Genomic DNA, 20,118 nt, shown 5'->3' on the forward strand with positions numbered 1-20,118 from the left:
GGAGTTCCCTACCAGCCTTCGTAGGCTTAAGCCTCAATACTTAGGCCCTCTCCGACAGCCTTGATGTGCACGGTATCTCCATCATGGATCTCCCCGGCCAAAAGCTTCTTAGCTAAGGTATCGCCGATTTCCTTCTGGATCAGTCTGCGTAACGGGCGGGCACCATAGGCAGGGTCATAGCCGAGCCGGGCGAGAAATTCCCGCGCTTCCGCATCGACGGTGAGGCTCAAACGGCGCGCCTTCAGCCGCTGAGCGAGGTCCCCAATCTGGATGTCCACAATACTGGTGAGCTGTTCTTGGCTAAGCGCATCGAAAGTGACAACGTCATCGAGTCGATTGATAAACTCCGGTTTGAAAGCACGCTTGACAGCCTCCATAATCTCCGCCTTGTCTCCTCCGGCCCCAAGGTTCGAGGTGAGAATGAGCACCGTGTTGCGGAAATCTACCGTGCGTCCCTGACCATCGGTGAGACGCCCCTCATCGAGTACCTGAAGGAGGATATCGAAAACATCAGGGTGAGCCTTTTCGACTTCGTCGAATAGGACGACGGTATAGGGGCGGCGTCGTACTGCTTCAGTCAACTGGCCGCCCTGGTCATATCCCACATATCCCGGAGGGGCTCCCACGAGGCGCGCAACGGAGTGCTTTTCACCGAATTCGGACATATCTATGCGTACCATCGCACGCTCGTCGTCGAACATGAACTCAGCAAGAGCCTTGGCCAGTTCCGTTTTACCGACACCTGTCGGGCCGAGGAAGAGGAAGGAACCGGTGGGTCGATGAGGGTCGGCCACCCCGGCGCGAGCGCGGCGAACAGCATCGGAGACCGCTTGCACAGCTTGCTGCTGCCCTACCACGCGCTTGGCGAGTTCACTTTCCATATTCAACAGCTTTTCGGTCTCACCTTGAAGCATCTTGCCAGCAGGAATCCCAGTCCACGCAGAGACTACTTCGGCGATGGTATCGGGAGTAACTTCCTCCGATAACATGGTGGGCTCTTGGGCATGGGTCTCGTGCTCTTCTAGCTGCTTTTCCAGCTTCGGTATATGCCCGTAGCGCAATTCCGCAACGCGGTCGTACCTGCCGTCGCGTTCTGCGATTTCCGATTCTTGACGTAGTTCTTCTAGTTCTTCCTTCAGCTTTCTGACCGTGTCAATGGCTGCCTTCTCGTTATTCCAGCGTGCTGTGAGTTCGCCGAGGTGCTCGCGTTCATTGGCGAGTTCACTACGCAGAGCAGCAAGGCGTTCTTGAGAGGCGGCGTCAGTCTCCTTCGTCAGTGCCATCTCTTCAATTTCTAGTCGCCGCACAATGCGTTCAATGGCGTCGATCTCCTGCGGCGACGAGTCGATCTCCATACGCAACCGTGAGGCAGCCTCGTCAACCAAATCAATGGCCTTATCAGGGAGGAATCTGGAGGTGATATAGCGATCCGATAGAGTGGCCGCCGCAACCAGAGCGGAGTCTTGGATCCGGACACCGTGGTGCACCTCGTAGCGCTCTTTTAAGCCACGCAAAATACCGACAGCATCTTCGACCGAAGGTTCAGCGGCAAATACCTGCTGGAAGCGGCGCTCTAGAGCGGCATCTTTTTCGATATATTTACGGTACTCATCTAGGGTGGTGGCACCGACGAGACGCAGCTCCCCGCGGGCGAGAAGTGGTTTGATCATATTGCCTGCGTCCATAGCGGAATCACCGGTTGCCCCCGCTCCCACAATGGTGTGTAGCTCATCAATAAAGGTGATGATCTGCCCGTTGGCTCCCTTAATCTCGTCGAGGACTGCCTTGAGGCGTTCCTCGAATTCTCCGCGATATTTTGCGCCGGCGACCATGGACCCGAGGTCCAAGGAGACTAAAGTCTTACCTTTTAAGGATTCAGGAACATCTCCAGCAACGATTCGGCGAGCTAAACCTTCGACGATTGCTGTCTTACCAACGCCCGGCTCACCGATGAGGACAGGATTATTCTTGGTTCGCCGCGATAGCACCTGGACGACACGGCGTATTTCCGCGTCGCGCCCAATGACCGGATCGATCTTGCCTTCCCGAGCACGCTGGGTGAGATCAGTGGAGTATTTCTCCAAAGCCTGAAATTGCCCTTCCGGATCCTCACTGGTGACTGTGTGGGAGCCGCGCACCGACGGAAACGCTTCCTTGATAACTTCGTAGGTAGCTCCCCGCTTTGTCATCAAATGCGCGGCATCGGTATCTCCCCGCGCAATAGCTGCAAGCAGCACTTCGGTCGAGATATATTCATCACCTAATTCGCTCATTAACTCTCGAGCATTGGTCAGAATATTAAGACTATCGCGGCTCAGATTGGGATTTGCTAGGCCTTGGCCTTGAGCCGAAGGATAGGAAGCTACTAACTGCTCAGATTCCTTTCGCACCACCTCGGGGTCCACTCCGGTGGCTCGTAGCACAGGGCTCGCGATGCCATCTTCTTGACCTAGAATGGCCGATAATATATGTGCCGGCCTAATATCAGGGTTTCCTAATGAAGCCGCTTGGTGTTGGGCCTGCTGGAGGGCCTCTTGGGTTTTTGTGGTGTACTTGAAGTCACTCATGATGCTCCTTGAGTTATCGTTTTATATTTAATGAAGTTGAGCTTGTATAACTCAACCTTTGAGATCATAATACAGCAACTCTTCGCAAAAGTTAAGCCTATTCCACTCAAGTTTCAGTATCTCTTCCTGAAACTGTTGAAACGTCACCAAATGGTGTTGGATGGGGGTCATGAAATCTTTCGGCTTTCTAAGCTTCGGCCATCACAATCGTTCCTTTCCCCCGGGACGTGCCCTTAAAGAAGGACTTGAACTAGCAATCGCGGCCGAATCCTTAGGAGTCAACGGAGCCTATTTTCGCGTCCACCACTTTTCGCCGCAATATAGCGCCCCCATCCCTCTTCTCTCGGCCATTGCCGCACGAACCTCCACCATTGAAATAGGCACCGGGGTCATTGATATGCGCTACGAGAATCCTCTCTATCTCGCTGAGGAATTGGCCGCACTTAATCATCTCGCTGATGGGCGTTTAGCTATTGGAATTAGCCGTGGCTCACCCGAACAGGTATACAAGGGGTGGGAAGCCTTTGGCTATCACAGCTCGGAACCAAAAGCTCAGGATCTTGCGCGCGAAAAATTCTTAACATTTCTTTCCGCCGCCCGTGGTGAGCCTCAAGCCGTCGCCGCCCCGAGCGACCAACAATATCCTCGGATTTATGCTCCAGGTAAGCCATTAAGTATTACTCCCGACGTGGGAAATCTTAGTTCCTTGATTTGGTGGGGTGCCGGATCTCAGGCCTCGGCGATTCAATCCGCTCGTGACGGGGTCAACCTCATGAGTTCCACCTTGGTATTTGATTCCCGGACCACCACCCTCAGCGAGGCCCAATACCAGCACATTATGGCCTACAAAGAGGCGTGGACGGAAGCGGGCTGGAGCCGTGAACCGCGAGTATCGGTAACTCGGACTATTATTCCTATCGTCAATGAGCGCGACCGCAGGGATTTTGGCACCCCTGGCTCAGGCTCTTCTGAAAGGCACAGTATGCTCGACGGTCAGCAAGCCATCCTCGGTCAGCGGCTCATCGATACCCCAGAGAATATCCTTAAAACTCTATTGGCGGATCGAGCTGTCTGTGCAGCAGATACCCTCATGCTTGCCATTCCGAATCTCGCCGGATTGGATGCAAATATTCGACTATTGAACAATTTTGCCATCCACATCGCTCCCGAACTCGTCAAAAACCACGGCCTTTAAATGGTCTAAGAAGTCTATGCGGACAATAGCGTTTAGGCTCTATATTCAGTAGACTAAGGCTCGTGAATTCCATCGAGCCTACCCCACCTCAGCGGCTCGAACTGGGATGGGCTCAAGAGATCTACCGGTATTTATCCACCCACCCGCTGGCTCTTCGGGCGGCGGCTGATTACCTTGGGCGCCATCAGTATATGCGGGCAGCCCTAGGCTCAGATTTTCCCCTCGATCGCGCCATTACGGAGCTTTTTCGTCTCGCCGATATAAACGGAGCGCTCAGCTCTCGAGGGCGTACAGTTCTTATCCGCGCAATCCATACCGCGCTTCACCAGGGTGCTAGTGATCTACCAGGTCTTATTCAAACCATAGTGCCGGAATTTCTCCACCACTGTGAGCCTTTAGGGTTTTCTGCAGGTTTTCGTTCCCAACAATTCATCGGCGAAATCATTCACCTTGTAGAGACTGAGACTGCTCGATCCTCTGCCCGCCCGATTGGTGGCGAAGTGGTTGAGGTAGCTAAACGCTCGCGCTTTATCCACTGCATCCGCATTATTACTGATGAGCCGCTGAGCTATCAGCCTGGACAATTTATTCCAGTCACCTCAAACTACACCCAAGGCCGCTGGCGCGACCTTCTTCCTTCAATACCCGCTAATGACGCATGTCAGATCGAATTTCACGTGCGCACTAGCAATGCAAGCTCCACAGCCTTGGCGCACGCGCAACCCGGTGACCGCTGGCTCTTCGGACTAGCAGGCGGCGGATTTTATATCGACGAGACCGAAGACCTTCTCCTCATCGCCCACGGAACCGGACTAGCTGGCGCTCGCGCGATCATTCTCGACCTCTTCAAAAAGACCAACCCGCCGCGCACCTACCTCTTCGTATGTGCCAATTATCCTGGCGAGTTATATGAATTGCGCTCCTTGTGGCATATAGCATCGACCGCGCCCTGGCTTTTTATTGTTCCAGTCATTAGCCACGCGGAAGATGCGTGGTGGGTAGGAGCAACTGAGCATTCGATTGCGCCACGAGGATTGCACCTGCCCCATATTGGCTGCGCGGGCGAACATATCTCCAGTTTTGGTACATGGTCGGGCCATCACATCATCATCTTTGGTGACACTGAGGACGTACGCGGCACCCGTGACAATCTCATCGCTCACGGGACTCCAGCGGAAAATATTCAAACCCTCGACTATCGGCACCGCTACTTCTGGGACTAGAGGATAGGTAATCGGCGTCGAGCTTCGGCGACCATAGCGGGATCAATATCGACGAGCCCCAGTTGGCTATCGGGGCCTAAGGTCACAAGAACCCTTCCTTCTGGGCTAATCGCCTGCGAGAACCCCACACCCAGCGGCTGAGAATCTTTAGCATCCTTTGGGGGAGCCTGATCAACCGCCACAATAAAGCTCGTGGAATCAAGAGCGCGGGCACCAATTAAGGTATCTCTCTGTGCCCGTTTCCCCTCCCCACCAGCCCATGACATGGGGATTAAGATAACCTCGGCACCGGATCGCGCAAGATCCTGATAGAGGGTGGGGAAACGCACGTCATAACAGATACTCAGGCCGAAGCGTATACCATCAAAATCCACGACTTTCATATCCCCTCCGGGCTTGACCGTTTCGGATTCCTGGAAACCATAGGCGTCATAGACGTGGATCTTGTGATAGATATCTACCTGTTGGTGCGGGTGGACAAATACCAATGTATTGAAGACCCGCTGAATATCCCCCACCGTATCAGCAGGAGTGAAAATACCAGCCACGATTGCCACATCATACTGGTGAGCCCACAGCTTTAAGCTCTCGACGAATGGGCCAGAGATTTCCTCCGCTTGGAGATCAAGCCTGCCTGAGGCAAAAGCTTGCATCGTAGCTTCTGGGAAGATAACCATTCGTGCACCTTGTGCATGCGCCTTACGCACATAGGTGTGAATCTGCTGTAAATTTTCCTGCTTGTCAGTAGCGGACGTCATCTGAGCCATCGCGATTTTCATGCCTACTACCCTATATCGAGAACGCGGAGAAAGTTATCCACAGATTCCCCCAATGCGACAAGTCTCGACATGCGACGAGAACCGACGTGCGGTGTGCTTTATATTATGGATATCTCATTTAACTCCCACGCACGGCAGCTCCTGCAACCCCTGCTGATCCCCTCTCTCATCAACCCTGTGATCTCACCCAGTCGAACTGCTGATAGCCTGCGCTCCACAACCGCGTACCTTAATTTGCAGATCGGAGACTCCATTCGTGCCCATAATGACCACGTGGATGCACTCAACGCTTTTCTTCGTCGGTGCGAAAACCTAGATACAGATCTCGCTCTGGAGTTGGACCATGACTGAACTAGACCTTCCACTGCGCTCGGTAGAATTGGAGCGCAGCGCCCACGAACTGCTCCAGCAAGCCACAAAGCTCTCAGATGAGGTTGCGGCTGCTGAGCAACGATTCCAGGCTTTTGCGGACCACACTGCTGGTCTCGCCTTAGAACAAGGGCTGGTAAGAGCTAAGAAAATTACCAACGAGTACCGCCAGCACGCTGACCTGATCACCCTCATCGCCCATATTCTGCTCGCCACCGCCGAGGCTCAAGCGGAATTAGAAGACTATGCGCGCCGGATAAGGAGCCTAGCGCGCGCTCTTGGCATTATCATTGGCCCACAGCGCCATCTCATTGCCGTTGCCGACTACGCGCTCGCCCATATTCCGCTCGTGCGCACGGCACTTAACTATATCGACGCTGCCTCGAACTATTTAGATACGCAATGCAGTATAGAAATTGAATCCCTACACCCCTCCTGTAGTCACCCATTAGATCCGCGCGGCCTTTACTTCGCTGAGTCTCAGGACCTAAGCATCGATGACATCCATGTCCAAGCACGTGCGAAATTAGAGAGCTACGATTTTCCAGGCATCGCAGAGTTCCTCGATTCGAACCCCCATGCGCGGCTCATTGAAATAGACCACGACGGCATTGTGGTGGCTTTTGGAGATATCGAAAAAGCGCAGCACATTGAAACTAAAATCGCCGGCACCGGCTCCTCCGACCCACATTCTTGGGTAGGGCGCCTCGAGACTGCGGCCCAACTGCAGCGAGACTCTAAGGGTTCTGCAGCGATCATCAGCTACCTCAATTATCAGGCCCCTCCCACTCTTAGCGCTGCCATCAGTAAACGATGGGCGCGCCGGGATGCACCTGCCATCAACGAGTTCCTAAAATCTCTACGTAGCCGCGCCCCACACGCCTTTTTATACGGAGAGGGTCACTCCTACGGGGCGCTGCCCCTTGCGATGAGTGCCCAGCCCGGTGACGATAATCCCCTTGACGCACTCGTAGTATTGGGAGCTCCGGGGCTAGGCACCGCTTCCCGAGAGGATATACATCTCGATGGACCAATTATTAACGTCGAAGGGGAAACCGATATTATCCGTTTAGTCAATAGCCCCACCGGTGGCATCCACGGTCCTGACCCTCAAGAAATTGCCGATAAAACCCTCACCTGCGCGGTCTCCCACAGTGGCTACGATACCGACGAGAAGTGCCGCGCGGATATCAACGCGGCACTTGGACTTAATTGATATTATCTGCGCTTGCCTCGGCGGGGTTCCCACATCACGACCGCCGTGGAACGCGGGACATGAACGATCTCCCCCCGGGGGCGGTTGATATGGCGCTGGAGTTCAGTTAATTCACTCTGGGTTTGACGCAACTGCGCCCGAAGCCGATCGTTATCCCGTTTAAGTTCGATAATGGCCTTGATACCTGCGAGATTGACGCCATCTTCTTGGCTTAAACGTTGCACCGTGCGGAGCAGTTCTACGTCCTCATAGGAGTACCGTCGCCCCCCACCGCTGGTGCGCTGGGGGGTGACTATTCCCAGGCGATCATATGTACGCAGCGTTTGGGCGTGCATTCCGCAGAGTTCCGCGGCGACGGAGATAACAAAAACTTGCTCAGTGTCTTCAAAGTTTGGGTTGTCATTCTTTCGACCCATGACAATCAACTCTTTCAGTCTGTTTGCTGTTCATTAGTGCGTATGTCCGGCCCAGTTGGCGCGAGGATCGAAACCTGATTTCTGCTCGGCCAACGCATATTGCTGCAGAGCTGCCAGCGCTTCTGAGTCGAGTGAGGTAGGTACAACGAGATCCAGTTTCACTCGGAGATCTCCTGTGTCGCCATTACGTCGCGAAATGCCCCGCCCCCGAACACGCAAGACGCGACCATTCGGGGTACCTGCAGGAATTTTAAGTGTAACGGGAGAATCAAGGGTAGGAACCGAGATGGTATCGCCAAGAGATAACTCAGCAAAGCTAACCGGAACTTTTACCTCAAGATCTAAGCCTTTGCGCTTAAAGAGTGGGTCCTGCTTGACATGGACATGAACAAACAGGTCACCCGCTGGTAAGCCATGGGGGCCCGCTTCTCCTTGCCCCGCGAGTCGGACCTTTTGGCCGTCCTCAACTCCAGCTGGAATCCTCACCGTTATCGAGCGGGAGCGTCGCACTGTGCCAGTGGAGCGGCAGGCAGAACACGGGTCATTGATTTTTTTCCCATCGCCTCCACAATCCGTGCACGGTGCAGAGAAACCGAAGGCACCTCGATTTTCGGACTTGAAGCCGGAACCGTGGCATGTTGGGCAGGTGCTAACCTCGCCTGTTTGGGAGCCGGAACCGTGGCAAGCTGCGCACGGCGCATTACCGGTTAATTGAATGGGAAACGTCGTCCCCTTCGCGGCCTCACGGAATTCAATGGTGACTTCGGTTTCGACATCGGATCCCCGCGTTTGCCGAGTTGGGTTGCGATGACCAGCGCCGCCACCGAAAGCGCTACCGAAGATATCCCCAAAGCCGCCTGTCGCGCCAGCCGCTCCACCTCGTCCAAAGAGATCGGAGAGGTCGAAGTCGTGCGCCCGAAACCCCCCACCAGTGGGGAAACCACCCCCAAAACCGCCGCCATTTTTCAACATAGTGCGGAAATCGTCGTACTCTTTACGTTTTTCCTCGTCGCCTAAGACGTCATAAGCTTGAGCCACTTTTTTAAAGCGCTCCTCGCGAACGGTATCCCCGGGGTGAGAATCCGGGTGGTTATCGCGAGCTAATTTGCGGTACGCCCGCTTAATGTCCCCCTCGGAAGCCTGTGAGGAGACTCCGAGATCGGCGTAATAATCTCTCTCCGCCCATTCGTTTTTAACGGCCATGGCATATTCTCCTTTAATAACTAAGTTGAGTCTATGACACTAAAGTTTAGCGTATTGGGCGCAGAAAATCACAAGGTGATGCCAGTGAGCTTCCCCTAGTCGCTACTACCAAACAAAGGCGTCCACCAGTCGACTGCGCCAAAGAAGGCCGCCAAAGCCAAGAAGACGGTATCAAAGAAATGCTTGACAGAATCAGTAAAGATCCGCCACTGAGGTGTTGGTTGTGAACTCTCACCCGGCTTCTCCGTGGTCGTATCCTGAGCTTCATCGGCTGAGCTATCAGCGGTTACCTGCTGCTCCTTCTGGGATACTGGGCGCGTGTCGGATAGGTGCGCAGTGGTAGACAGGGGTGCAGAGTATAAAGTCGCAGAGGCGAGCTGCTGATTCGCTGGAGTCGGCGCTGGTTGCGCGCTCAGTGGTTGGGCAACAGCAACAGAAGTTAAGGTGAGGACCACCGCGGTGGTGATCGAGAGTAGTTTCTTCACTGGAATCTCTTTCTAGCATGAGGAAATATCGAATAAAATCCCCCTCAGCTTAGAGCAGCAATCACCTAAAGGACACGAGTTTAAGGAAATCCACAAAAACTCCCCACCGCTGCGCATGGGTCACATCACGCAGCGGCGGGGAGTTTTTTATCTAGCTATTCCTAGCGCCAACCGAAGAGTTGCCGTAGTGGGCTATGGGGATCGAGGGTGACTGATACCAAGGCTGCAAGAATGCCGCCAAGGAGTGCCACAATTGGAACCCAGATCTTCCAGCCAGTTGGCCCAGCGGAGGAACCATCCTCTGCCGGTGGAGTAGGCTGTTTTGGCTCCTCGATCTTGACCGTTGCAGTCACAGGCACCGTGGTAGAGCCGTACTGCGCGAGGACCACGATATCGTGGGTACCCACTGGCGCATCTGGAGTGACGGTGAGCTCGCCGCGATCATTAATGGAATACCACGCGGGGGCAAAATCTGCCTTAGACCAGCTCACAGCTTCATCTGCATGAGCTACCCACTTGGTCTTATCCTTGATATCGGCCTTGAACTTTGGTGCCACGAGAACCTCGAGGGGAATCTCGGACGTAGAGCCGTCCTCAAAAGTCACCCGAACAAGTGGCTTGAGGATCTGACCAGCCAGATTTTCGTCATCGGCTACCGTGATCTTCATATCGCCGTTGTCCAGCAACTCCACGCTCACCGTGGAATCATTCGGCACGGTCACTTCCTGGATACGCAGCGCACTATCGCCTACCTTCGGAACTACAACGGATGTACCCGGTCGAGGAGCTGCGTTGATAGTCCATTTCGGATCGCTTGCGTGTGCCAAGGATTCCTTAAGGCTCACGCGTGCGTTGATATCCTCCTGAGATTGATCCGAGTATGTCACAGTAACGGTTACGGCAATGGAGTCGTCTCCCAGTTCGGCACCAGGACGTAGCTGCAATTCGCCGGTCTCAGTATTGATAGTGACCCACGAAGGGGCATTCTTGAGAGCAAACTGAGCACCTTCGGGACTATCCAGAACTGCCACAGTCGTAGATTGACCTGCAATAATCTCGATATTTTCATAACGCGGCTGGAATTTCTCTGCGTGAGCAATCGGCTGCACAGTGATCCTCATATCCACAACCTTTGTCGAGCCATCAACAAAACGCACGGTGACGTTGACCTGCTCGGTACCCTCACTCGTGCCGGTAACGCGGAGGCTGTGATCCGGTTGCACGGTGATATCGCTGTGTACAGCATCTGAGACAGTTACCTGCTCAATATTCTCAGTGCTACTTGGTGCAATATCGATGCTCTGGCCGTTGACAAGGGTGCTATCAGGATAATTCAGGTCACCAGCCGCGTCTGCGTGGTTGCCGGTTACTGTCACCGTGAGGGAAACCTCATCGACGCTGGCATCCTGATAGGTAACCCTGACCTTGATAGCCACTGGGGCAATGTCCACCTGCGCACCCGGCGCGGCCTGAACTGTGCCACTGTCAGTGATACTCACCCACTCGGGAGCATCCACGAGCTCATAGCTGGTGATTTCTTCGGCGCGGTCGGCTGGATCGATGTGGACCTCAGCACTCGCTGAACCAATACCACGGCTTACCGTCACGTCTTCCCACGTGGGAGTGATCTGCTGATTGAGATAAGAACCTACATTTACTATCACTGGGACAGTCTTAGTGGATCCATCTGCAAACCGAGCGGTCACGGTAGTCTCATAACGCTCAGCTGCGGTATCGGCAGGCGGGTTGACAACGAGTACTCCCTTGTCAGCAATACTGATCCACTCAGGGTGATCAGCCGGCAGGCTGAGATCAGTATCATTCTCGTAATTCTCTGGAGATACCCGAACCTCACCGCTACCAGCCTTGATGCTGTGCTCTGGATAGGTCAGATCGGAAGCATCGGCTTGATTCTGGTTCACCTTCACCGTCACCTCAGCCTCATCAGTGCTGTTGTCGGTATAGGTGATCACCACCGTTGCGTTGACCTCACCTACTGGGATATCAGCGCCTGGTTGCGCTTCGAGCTGGCCGTGATCATTGACGCTCAACCACTGAGGAGCCCCATCTTTGAGGGCAAATCCTCGGATTGTGGCGGCCTGGTCGGAGATCACCGGATCGAAGGTGACCTCTTGTTGTACCGCTTGGGTGCCACGAGCGACACTGAGCTCTGCATAGGACGGTTGGTATAGATCCGCAACTAAAGGTTGCGGGCTGACAGTAACCGTGAACTGTATCTGGGTGGTCGTATAGTCTGCGAACTGAACGTCCACGGTAACCGGGTATTGCTCAGGGCTTACCGAGGCTGCAGGATTGACAGTGACAATTCCAGTCTTCCCGTCAATGCTGACCCACTCAGGATGACCTGCAGCAAGCGTATAGGTGGTGCCAGGTATTGTCTTGCTGATTGCAGTCGTTCCTTCGGGACCGCCAGCTGTCACACTCACATCGTTATAACTGAGATCCTGGTTTTGATCGCTATCATTCGGCAAGACATTCACCGTTATATCGACTTCATCTGTGGTGTCATCGATGTAGGTGACAGTGACCTTTGCTGTGACTTCGCCCACCTCGATATTCGCACCTGGTGCAGCGGATAGCTGCCCCTCATCATTGATGGTCAACCAGTCAGGTGCACCGGCTTGAAGCTCGTAGCCGCGCACGCTTGCGTCTGGATCAATGAAGTAGGGCTCAAATCTAACCCCTTGGATCGCTGTGGCTGTACCGCGGACAACCTCGATCTTTTCCCATAGTGGGGTGTGGCGGTCGGCCAGGCCCTGAGCCTTATGATTCATCACCACGACCGTGCGGGCAGGGATTGTGAGGTCACCTTCAGTGGGATTCCACTGTACGTCCTTTATGCGCGGGTTGGCCTTGAGGATATCGGAGACAACAATTTCCTCACCTTTAAGATTGCCAATACGCACAGTACCGGCGTTCGGGGCAGCGTTGATGGCGACGACGACGCCAGCAAGGTTCTCGTCGATATCTTCGCCCTGACGGTCATCGATATGCATGGTGATCATGCCATGTGGTCCCTTGGGGAAACTGATCTTTTGCTTGATCAGCTCTGTATCCCCTAGGTGCATCAGCTTGGTAGCCGACCGTAGCTGTAGCAATTCCTGAGCCAATTTATTGGACAGCTCAAGATCCGCAGGTGATGCTTTCAGCGCGGGGTTATTCAGCAGTGGGCGGTACTCATTCCACTTATCACCGTTCTTCTCCTCCGATGGCAGGCCGACGCCGAAATTGTGAGTCTGACCTGAGAGATCGAGTTTGTTGAAATGATCTCCGGCGTTATAGGAATCTCGATCAAGCGACTTCGAACGCATGAATTCCGTACCAGCGTGCCAGAATGCCGGAGACTGGCCTAATGTGACCGTTGCCAACTGCACGGTATTCATCAATACTCGATCCTCCATGGTGGTATCGAGCGGCAGCTGGAGCACGCTGAGATCATAAAGGGTTTGGTTATCGTGAGCATCAACATAGTTGACAGTATCGCCTGGGGTCAGACCATAACCGACCTGTTGGCCGTCTAGGACGAGATCCCGGCCGAATTTACGGCCATCTTTAGAGTCGAATTCAAAATCAGCGAGGTTACCGGCCATGCCGACCTTGATAATATCCTGCAAGTGCTCGAGGTGGCCTTCCCCCTTTTGCGGATGGCCATTCGGGGCGGTTACTAGACCAGTGCCGAAACCTTGTTCCGTCCCTTCGTGTCCGTGGACACCATTGCGCAATTTATCGTTGAAGGTACCGATATTGGTGCCGGAAAGGTTGCCTTGGATCGCTTGCGGGAAGCGTTGACCATCTTGTACTTCACCAAAATTCCAGCCCTCACCGTAGAGATAGATCCGGCTACCGTCGATTCCATCCTTTTCCTTGGTCAGGCCCTGAAGAGCCCGCTGCACAGCCTTGAGATTCTCGGCTGAGTGGTGGCCCATGAGGTCAAAGCGGAAACCGTCAATGCGATAATTCTTCGCCCAACTCAATACTGAGTCGATCATGAGCTTTTCCATGAATTTATGCTCGGTAGCGAGGTTATCGCAGCAGGTTGAGTTAGCTATAGATCCGTTCGGGTTGAGTCGGTGGTAATAGCCTGGAACAACTTTATCTAAGACGCTGTATTCCCCAGTGCCTGCACCATAGGTGTGGTTATATACCTGATCACTAACGACGCGCAGATTCATACCAGCAAGTGCTTGCACCATGCTGCGGTATTCCTTAATGCGGCTGGGTGCTTGCGGATCGGAGGCGTAGGAGCCCTCAGGGGTCATATAGTGATACGGATCATAGCCCCAGTTGAAGCCATCGGTTTTCGCGGTAGCGGCCACAGCAGCTTGAGGTTGCTCGCTATCGGGTGCAGGATTGGCCTCAATAGCTGGCTGGTCCTGATTAACCTCAGGGATCGAGGCAATATCGTTGGTAGGAAGTAGGTGCACGGTATTTAGGCCAGCGTCGGCAAGCTGCTTGAGGTGCTTGACCGAGGCGGAATTCTTCTCGGTAAATGCTAGATATTTACCACGATGTTCCGGCGACACTGTGTTATCAGCGATAGAGAAATCGCGAACATGGAGTTCGTAAATCATCTGGTCAGCGGGATTTGCCAAGCTGGGCACTTCTAGAGCGTCCCAGCCATCAGGCTTGAGTGCCGGATCATTCAGATCGACAATTACCGACTGCTGTGAATTCGGGGTCAAACCAATGGAATAGGGATCTGTAACCAACGTATCGGTAATCTCGTTATCCGTAGGATTCCATACCCGGACCTTATATTTATAGGCCCGGTTCTTCCATGAGGGATCACCCGTAATGCTCCAGATACCCGTCGCATCGTCGTAGTCTAAATCGCGCGATTCGGTTGCCCCTACCCCTGTGCTATCGGGGTAGAGTTCCACGGACACCTGATGAGCAGTGGGAGCCCACAGCTTCAAGGTGGGGGTATCACCATTGAAGATAACGCCGAGCTGTTCCTGTAGCGCAGGTGCGAAAACAGCATCGATGACGCCAGGAATTTGGACACCCGTGACATTGAGCGCCTCGGCTTGCTGCCCCTTTGCATAGACAGCGACTCCTAATCCACCGCCGAGCATAGTTTTGATCTTATCGGTTGTGACACTAGCGGGTACTCGGTAGCTTAAGTAGTCACGGATATAGGGATTTTGTTGCGCCAATTCTAATGAGAGGGCACCGAGCGATTCCAGATTGATGCTCTCGGCTTGAGCGCCGTCCTTTGTTGAGGCACCTGTTCCGCCCTTCACAACGGCTTGGCCGTCACTAACGCTAATAAGATCAACGCTGACCTCGAGAGCATTGCGGCCCTCGAGAAGAGCTGGTGGTAGCGCTATGGTGCGCTCATCCAACCAGATCGCGCTGCGATCTTTCTGCTCCAAGGAGCCACGATCGAGCAGTTCAGTGCTGAGAGTATTCGATTCGTCATTCCAGATGAACCGTGGATATTTATCGGCTTTACCCTCAAAGTTCAGTTTATAGTTACCGCTGCCGTCGCCGAAGCTGGTGTCCCACGTGCGGTTATAGGCCACTTTGAACTCGTAGTTACCGGCAGGGATAGCCTTCGATTCAAACTCGTAGGTATGCTCACCGGTTCGAGTCATCAGTGAGTTGAGGCAAGCTGGCCCCCAGTTGCCGTATTCGTTACCGCTGAGATCTCCCTGCGAACCACGAGGGCACTCTAAGGCGCCGCCGAAAGTGCCCGGCAAAGTGATGGCTGGGTGCTCGACAGTATTAAAGAACTCATGAGTGACGTTGTTATAGAAGAAGGTTACGTCCTCTTCGCTGGTGAGAGAGAATTTAACGTCTGATCCATTCGGGGTGCTCTCGTCGGTGGTGGCGGAATTCTTGCCGTAGTTCTCCTTCCAATCTCCACCCACAGCGATCTTGTATTTGTGATCACCTTGGGCGACAGGGACGGTCAGAGTAGACCAGTCAGAGCCCGCAACGCGAATAAGCTTCATCTTTTCACAAGACGGCATCCAGTCAGATCCGCAGAGAGCGGCAGTGAAGGAGCCAGCCACCGCTGGTCCGAAAGGTTCAATCTCGGTGCCAGGAACGGCAAGATCTTGCCCCACGACACCCCACCCGGAGGAGGCCGTCTTATTACCGTCCGCATCGACAGTCACCGTGCGGTATTCCACCACAGTACCTGGCTCGAGTGCGGAAACATTGTGGTATACCATAGCGCGAGCACCAGTGGCGGTACCAAGCTTGTTCCAGTCAGTATCACCCTGGATACGCCACGCGAAGGAGGTTTCAGACCAGCTATCTCCCGAAATATCGGTTCCGATAGGTGCTAGACCCTCAAGGGCGTGGCCTTTAACCGTAAGGCCACCAGTCACGGAACCAGATACCTGCTTTTGTGCCTTATAGACACTAGCGGATAGTCCAGGAACTTCGATCTCCACTGCCCCATCGGCGCCGGTATTGAGAGTATCGGGACCGTTGCCGTAGATCTTCGTCAGCGTGGCATCTTTGCTGAGAGCCTTTGGAGACACCGTCTGGGCGCTCGCACTATTGTTCAGCGCGACGAGGTACTCAACTTTTTCATCAGTATCAATGCGGCTAAAGGCATAGACACCTGGGCCACTGCTCTTCCAACGCTCAATTTGGGCGCCTTCGCGCAGAGCTTTGTGCTCCCGACGCAGTTCAGCTAGTGCCTTGATGTGCTGGTAGAGTCCCGCGTTTTCGTCAAAATGATCGCCATCGCCAAAGGTACTGCCATCTAAGAGCTTTTCACTCTTCACGTCTACAACTTGGGTAGCGAACATATCTTGGCGGGCTTCTTTGTCACCACCGTTACCGATGAATCCTTGCTCATCGCCATAGTAGACAACAGGTTGTCCGCGGGTTAGGAACATCGTCGAGTGCGCTAACTCAGAGCGCTTGAGCGGATTATCGGTTGAGCTGAGGAAGGAACCAATACGCCCCATATCGTGATTGCCGAGGAAAGTAGGCAGCACGCTGGCATCTGAGTGCTCAGTAATATAGTGGGCATCATCTCTAAAAAGCCCCGCCAAGGATTCGGTGGAGGCACCAGATGCAAAGTCCTTAACACGGTTCTGGAAACCGAAGTCTAGGACAGCATCCATATCGCTTTCGCGCATATAGCGAGCGAGCTTGTCGGCTTCCCGATCATAGGCTTCGCCGAACATGAAGAAATCGCTGCGTCCAGTCTGAGCAGCATGCTCTTTAATACGTTTGGTCCATTCCTTCCAGAATTCGAAATTCACGTGCTTGGCGGTATCGATACGGAAACCGTCAAGGCCAGCGTCAACCCAGGCGCTGTAAATCTCGGTCATACCGTCAACCACTTTTGGATGTTCAGTGAAGAGATCATCCAGGTTAGCGAAATCACCGTAGATATCGTCTTCACCCGAGGAATTGAAATCTACGTTACCTCGGTTGTGGTAATAGGTCGGATCATTGAGCCAGTCGGGAACCAGAGTGATGGAATCATCACGGCTGAGGGTAAAAGGGAAAGAATCCTGATTAAGTTCGGGGAACGCTTTGCCCGTGCCCACGTAATCACTAAGTGTAAAGGGCTGGCCCTGAGCATCTTTATAGGGGTGATCGGCGAGGTTCATATAGGTCTTGCCCGCGGACCCATTACCCCCGGCAAGCTGGATGATATCGGCAGTGTGGTTGACCACGATATCGAAGTAGACCTTCATACCCCTATTATGAGCGGCAGCGATCAGCTGCTTCATCTCGTCGTTGGTACCTAGATGAGGGTCGATCTGGGTGAAATCGGTGATCCAATAGCCATGATATCCAGCGGTAGCCTGATCACCTTCGCCCTGCACTGCCCGGTTCTTAAAGCTGGGGCTGAGCCACAAAGCTGTTGTTCCTAGCCCTGCTATATAGTCGATCTTGTCAATGAGGCCCTTCAGGTCGCCGCCGTGGTAGAAGCCTTTGGAGGTGGGGTCAAAGCCGTGGTTGAGGCGATTATCTTCGCCGTCAATGAGGCCACGATCATTCGAGGGGTCACCATTATTGAAGCGATCCGCGAGAACAAAGTAGAAATTCTTTCCAGCATTCTCATTGCGGTACGGCTTTCCGACGATCTCACGGTCGGTGTCTCGATAATTCTGAACAGTCTCGCTATTCTCCGCGAACCCTTGAGGGGCTCGAATTCCCACATGTTTAGTTGTGGGATCAAAACTAACTTCCAGAGTGGTAGGCGCTGCCAGCTTAAGCTCTACGTTCTTATCGGTGCCACCGGAAGGAATACCGTAGCTGTTGCTCCAATTACCATCTAGTACAATCTTGAATTCACTTTTACCTGCCGGAAAGTCGATCCGTTTGGTGTAGTGATCTCCTTTGCGCTCCATTTGAGTATTGGGGCATGTTTCGGCCCAGTTCTTGGCGCAACCAGCTTGTTCTTGAAAATCTCCAGCTACTACCGCTGATGCGAGGTCCGTCGCATGAGCTGCTGGAATGAGCGATTCTTCTCCTACTACTTTGGCACCTTGGGCTATTAAGCTCACAGCAGCCACGGTAGTGAGGATGATGCGTGTTTTACTCATCAACCATCTCTCTCTAGCCATGAATACGAATGTTATATAGAACCTAAAATGAACCCTAGTGTTATGGCTCGCACCCAGCCAAATAAAGTTAACTAGATCTCATCGGAAAGAGTTTTGTCAGCATTGGATAGTCAAATTTTATGATGCGACGAAGCGTTTCAATACCGAGCTAGACGCCTGGAGCCAATGAATATATCGTACCTAGCATGTACTTTTAAGGAAGAAAGCAATACGCACAGGAAGTCTTCTGTTATGGAAAATACGCACTGGTTAAGTGTTTTCGATTGACGAGGAGATTATCAGTGCAATAGGTCTTCTTGAGGCATTCTGAGGTTGATTAAAGGCTCTTAAAAGGCAAAGGGGATAATCAAAGACCACCATCTTCCGGCGGGATATGACGGTGTCGACGGCAGGTTCAAAAGTCTAGAGACACGTATCCGTTGCGGCGCCTTTTACCGTACTAGCGCTAGGGCTGGAAAAGCAGGGATCTTATTAACTGGCCTTTACTCCAGCTCCATGATTTCACATCGACTGTGTAGGTATCAATCTGGAAGTGGGACGGCCCATTGGGGTCGATATATTTTCCTCCACCATCTGAAACACCATACATATAGTTTAAGATCGAGCTTCCATATTTGGTGTGGAAAGCATGGGGATTATCCTCCTTTTCCAAAGATATATGAGCCAAAAAGTAGCGGTTTCTTGTGAAAGGACGCGGAAATTGCGTATCACAGAATCTGCGACACAGGACAAAGTGGTCAACGGTCTGAATCGTCGCACAATCGGCGGATGTGCTTAAGGGGTCATGCGGCCTTCGCCTATCTGCCAAATTTTCACCTCCATGATGACACGGCAGTCTTTGGATATAGACAGTGACCAGGAGCACCAGGGAGTGCTAGCGCTCTACTACCAGGAGTTGGACCGCTCTATCATTATGACGCTAGCCACAGATTAGGGGCTTCAATCGAGAATCAGCAATGAGAGGCCTCTGGAGTTTTTCCATCACTGTAAACCCTAAGCCTCCCTGTGTACAGTGGGTTTTGGTAATCTCTGCGTTGGAGCAGGCAAAGCTCCTTTCGAGGATCTTACGACCAGATCTCGCTTGTTTGTTTACTCAAGAGTCGAGAAAGGGTTCCGGGAGAGCTGATCTGTTAGTCCAGCTTGCTATTTAACCCTCGGAAGGTGAACTCTTGAGTCTCGGCCAACACAATCCCATTGGCCTCACCTATCAAGCACCTCAGAGCAATGAAGTCGTGGAACGCTATTGAGCAGGTTCTTCTGCTAGCGCCCACAACCACTCAGCTATCAGAACCAGCTGACAAATGAGGCGAAGGCCGCAGCGATCGCGGCAAGAGCCGCAACTATACCTCCTAGAATCGGTGCCCATAGCCCCTTTGCGCTTGGCTGCTCAGCCTCGGATACACGCATGGTCGCGACTAGGTATTGATACGAATTGTCACGGTAAGTCACAGTGACGTTCACCGGATAGGAACCAGGATTAACGTCTCTGCCAGGATTGACAATAAGCGTGCCGTCTTCTTTCATGGTTACCCAGTCAGGTGCAGAGACCATTTCGATTTTGTGCACAAACTTAGCAGGATCAAGAGGTAGTCCGCTATAGGTGATAGGTAGAGTGCGTTCTCCTCCGCCTGCTTGCATATCGAAGGACTGACTTTCCCGATAAGTCTCTGTCCAGTGCGGAGTAACAATAGTATTCAGCGGCGCATCACTTGTGTCTTCGATAGTAAAGGGTTGATCGAGTGTTGTGCCGTCACTAAAGCGAATCATCACAATAAAGCTCTGATCGCCTCGACCACGCAAAAGTTCCTTATCGACTATAAGCGCACCCGTTTCGGGATTTATATCCACCCCTTCAGGTGCCCCAACCAGTGAATAAGACACAATATCGGGAATCACGAGTGCTGGATCGAGAAAAGGTGGATTATTGACATCCTCGGCAAAACTGGGACCAGGATCACCAGGCGGATCCATTGGAGCGGTTATAGCGCTATTAGCTTCGGGCTCACTGGAAGCTGGAGCTGCTAAAACCACGGGAGTAGCGGCAAGACTAAGACTAGTGATGATAGATGGAAGGATGAGGCGCATGGGTGTTATTCTT

Annotated in this window: 12 protein-coding genes; 5 read left to right on the forward strand and 7 right to left on the reverse strand. The window is 53.1% G+C overall.

Annotation, left to right across the window (positions count from 1 at the left end):
* Positions 1–26: 26 nt before the first annotated feature.
* Positions 27–2,567 carry an ATP-dependent chaperone ClpB gene (clpB, locus tag N7326_RS06440; RefSeq protein WP_259078704.1) on the reverse strand — a complete coding sequence of 847 codons (2,541 nt, stop codon included), beginning with the start codon at positions 2,565–2,567 and terminating at the stop codon, positions 27–29.
* Between the two features lie 169 nt (positions 2,568–2,736).
* On the opposite strand from clpB, the gene N7326_RS06445 reads away from it, so the two are divergent.
* On the forward strand, positions 2,737–3,762 hold the full coding sequence (locus tag N7326_RS06445) for an LLM class flavin-dependent oxidoreductase (protein WP_259158440.1): 1,026 nt from the start codon (positions 2,737–2,739) through the stop codon (positions 3,760–3,762).
* Between the two features lie 62 nt (positions 3,763–3,824).
* On the forward strand, positions 3,825–4,985 hold the full coding sequence (locus tag N7326_RS06450) for an oxidoreductase (RefSeq protein WP_259078695.1): 1,161 nt from the start codon (positions 3,825–3,827) through the stop codon (positions 4,983–4,985).
* Here the strand turns inward: N7326_RS06450 and N7326_RS06455 are convergent.
* Positions 4,982–5,764: a carbon-nitrogen hydrolase family protein gene (locus N7326_RS06455; protein ID WP_263088322.1), complete on the reverse strand. Its 783-nt coding sequence runs from the start codon at positions 5,762–5,764 to the stop codon at positions 4,982–4,984. The two genes, N7326_RS06450 and N7326_RS06455, sit on opposite strands and share 4 nt — an antisense overlap.
* Positions 5,765–5,869: 105 nt before the next feature.
* On the opposite strand from N7326_RS06455, the gene N7326_RS06460 reads away from it, so the two are divergent.
* Both N7326_RS06460 and N7326_RS06465 read left to right on the forward strand, forming a co-directional pair.
* Positions 5,870–6,115 (forward strand): hypothetical protein, encoded by a 246-nt coding sequence (locus N7326_RS06460; RefSeq protein ID WP_259158443.1) that lies wholly within the window; start codon positions 5,870–5,872, stop codon positions 6,113–6,115.
* Positions 6,108–7,349: an alpha/beta hydrolase family protein gene (locus N7326_RS06465; RefSeq protein WP_263088323.1), complete on the forward strand. Its 1,242-nt coding sequence runs from the start codon at positions 6,108–6,110 to the stop codon at positions 7,347–7,349. Before N7326_RS06460 ends, N7326_RS06465 begins: the two co-directional genes overlap by 8 nt.
* A gap of 2 nt (positions 7,350–7,351) precedes the next feature.
* Here N7326_RS06465 and N7326_RS06470 read toward each other — a convergent pair whose 3' ends face one another.
* The 4 genes from N7326_RS06470 to pulA form a co-directional block, all read right to left on the reverse strand.
* Complete coding sequence (locus N7326_RS06470) at positions 7,352–7,765, reverse strand: heat shock protein transcriptional repressor HspR (RefSeq protein WP_259078687.1); 414 nt, start codon at positions 7,763–7,765, stop codon at positions 7,352–7,354.
* Between the two features lie 33 nt (positions 7,766–7,798).
* Complete coding sequence (dnaJ, locus tag N7326_RS06475; protein WP_259078686.1) at positions 7,799–8,968, reverse strand: molecular chaperone DnaJ; 1,170 nt, start codon at positions 8,966–8,968, stop codon at positions 7,799–7,801.
* A gap of 95 nt (positions 8,969–9,063) precedes the next feature.
* Positions 9,064–9,453 carry a hypothetical protein gene (locus N7326_RS06480; protein ID WP_259078679.1) on the reverse strand — a complete coding sequence of 130 codons (390 nt, stop codon included), beginning with the start codon at positions 9,451–9,453 and terminating at the stop codon, positions 9,064–9,066.
* 161 nt (positions 9,454–9,614) lie between these two features.
* The gene (pulA, locus tag N7326_RS06485; protein ID WP_263088324.1) at positions 9,615–17,999 is read right to left on the reverse strand and encodes a pullulanase-type alpha-1,6-glucosidase; all 8,385 of its coding nucleotides are present in this window, start codon (positions 17,997–17,999) and stop codon (positions 9,615–9,617) included.
* A gap of 805 nt (positions 18,000–18,804) precedes the next feature.
* On the opposite strand from pulA, the gene N7326_RS06490 reads away from it, so the two are divergent.
* On the forward strand, positions 18,805–18,954 hold the full coding sequence (locus N7326_RS06490) for a hypothetical protein (RefSeq protein ID WP_259078667.1): 150 nt from the start codon (positions 18,805–18,807) through the stop codon (positions 18,952–18,954).
* A gap of 350 nt (positions 18,955–19,304) precedes the next feature.
* On the opposite strand, the gene N7326_RS06495 is transcribed toward N7326_RS06490, so the two are convergent.
* Positions 19,305–20,105, reverse strand: coding sequence for a Rib/alpha-like domain-containing protein (locus N7326_RS06495; RefSeq protein WP_259158450.1), 801 nt, complete (start codon positions 20,103–20,105; stop codon positions 19,305–19,307).
* Between the last annotated feature and the right edge of the window lie 13 nt (positions 20,106–20,118).

The sequence above is a fragment of the Corynebacterium sp. ES2794-CONJ1 genome (assembly GCF_025660615.1).
In the GTDB taxonomy this organism is placed as follows: domain Bacteria; phylum Actinomycetota; class Actinomycetes; order Mycobacteriales; family Mycobacteriaceae; genus Corynebacterium.